The organism is Promicromonospora sp. NPDC060204, from assembly GCF_042728455.1.
Lineage (GTDB): Bacteria > Actinomycetota > Actinomycetes > Actinomycetales > Cellulomonadaceae > Promicromonospora.
In genome coordinates, this window is sequence record NZ_JBHWZO010000468.1 from 1 (window position 1) to 1,396 (window position 1,396).

Here is a 1,396-nt window from a genome sequence, read left to right on the forward strand (position 1 = left end):
GTGACGTCGGCAGTTTGCATCGAGGTCGGCACAGGCCTCTGCCGACCTCGATGCAGACTGCCGACTCTGCGCGGCAAACTGCCGACCACGGCGGCTGGCTGGCCGGTCGGCCGACGGACCTCAGGCAGGTGGCAGGTGTGCGTTGATCCGGGACCGTCTGACGACGTCGGGCGGCAGGTGCGCCGTGATCCTGGCGAGCATCGTCCGGGTGTCGGCGCGGTCGGCCGCACTCGTCCGCTCCAGGGTGATGCCGGCCCGGCGGATGGCCTCGGCCCGGTTCTTCTCGCTCATGTACTCGGCGGCCGGGTCGTGACCAGGGCGGACGCCGTCGGGTCGGTACTTGACCAGCCCGTCGAACTCGATCCCGAGGGCCCACTGCTCGTACCCGAGGTCGGTGTGAAAGAGCCCGCGGTCGGTCCGGACCGGCATCTGTGTCGTAGGTCGGGGCAGGCCGGCACGCAGGATCTCGTAGCGCACCCAGGTCTCCCAGGCGGATCCCGAGCCGCCGTCCGCGAGCTCGACGACCAGCCGGGCCTGCTGGATCCCGCGCCGGCCGGCCCGGGCGTCGATCATCTCCAGGAGGACGTGGCGGTCGGCGCCGAGGGCCAGGGCGGAGTCGGCGATCACGAGCGCCTCCAGCGGGTGCAGTGCCAGGGCGCAGTCGACGACGGTGCGGTCGAGCGAGGTGACCGGAAGATCGTCGACCGCCGTGACGTCCGTGGAGGGGGCCTCTCCTCGGTGACGTATGACGTCTCTCGCGGATCGGCCCGAAGCTCGGGAGCGCTGGTAGACGTGCGTCGTGTCGGGCACTGTCCAGACCCGGCAGCCCAGCAGCAGGGCCGCGGTCGTATGGCTGAAGACATGGTCCGAGCGCAGCTGGGAGTGCAGGGCGCGAGCCCGGGCCAGCTCCCTCATGCGCTTCTCGCGAGGCGCCGACGAGGGGCCGCCGACCAGGACGGCGTCGACCTCGCAGTAGGCGCCGCGCCGCACCTTGACGAGCGTGCCCCGGCGCTGCGCCTGCGCCAGCTTGTTCCGGTCGCGCTCGCTCGCGAGCAGGACCGAAGGGATCTCGACGACGGGGACGGGCGATGTAGTGGTCATGGGACGAGACTGCGTCAACCCCGGGCGGCGCGTGCTCTCCGGTGACAGCAGATGTGCACAGGTACGACGTCGCAGCGGATGTGGTCGCGCTCGAACGCTTGCGACATCGTGCGGAGGGTCTGTCGTCGGCTGACACTTCCTTGACGTCGGCACGTCCCGCATCGTCGGCTCGGCCCCGCGTCGTCGGCTCGGTCCTGCGACGTCAGCACAATCGCGCGACGTCAGCGCGGTCCTGTGAGGTCGGCACTCTCCTGCGACGTCGGCATCTTGCATCGAGGTCGGCACAGGCCTGTGC

The 1,396-nt window shown here is 70.8% G+C and carries 1 protein-coding gene; it reads right to left on the minus strand.

Translation table 11 applies throughout. From position 1 onward, the window contains the following. Nucleotides 1-120: 120 nt before the first annotated feature. Nucleotides 121-1,101, minus strand: coding sequence for a hypothetical protein (locus ACFWEJ_RS28745; protein WP_377232564.1), 981 nt, complete (start codon nucleotides 1,099-1,101; stop codon nucleotides 121-123). Between the last annotated feature and the right edge of the window lie 295 nt (nucleotides 1,102-1,396).

Coding starts and splice junctions, on each gene's coding strand:
- ACFWEJ_RS28745 (WP_377232564.1), bottom strand. CDS start 1,101: ATGACCACTACATCGCCCGTCCCCGTCGTCGAGATCCCTTCGGTCCTG.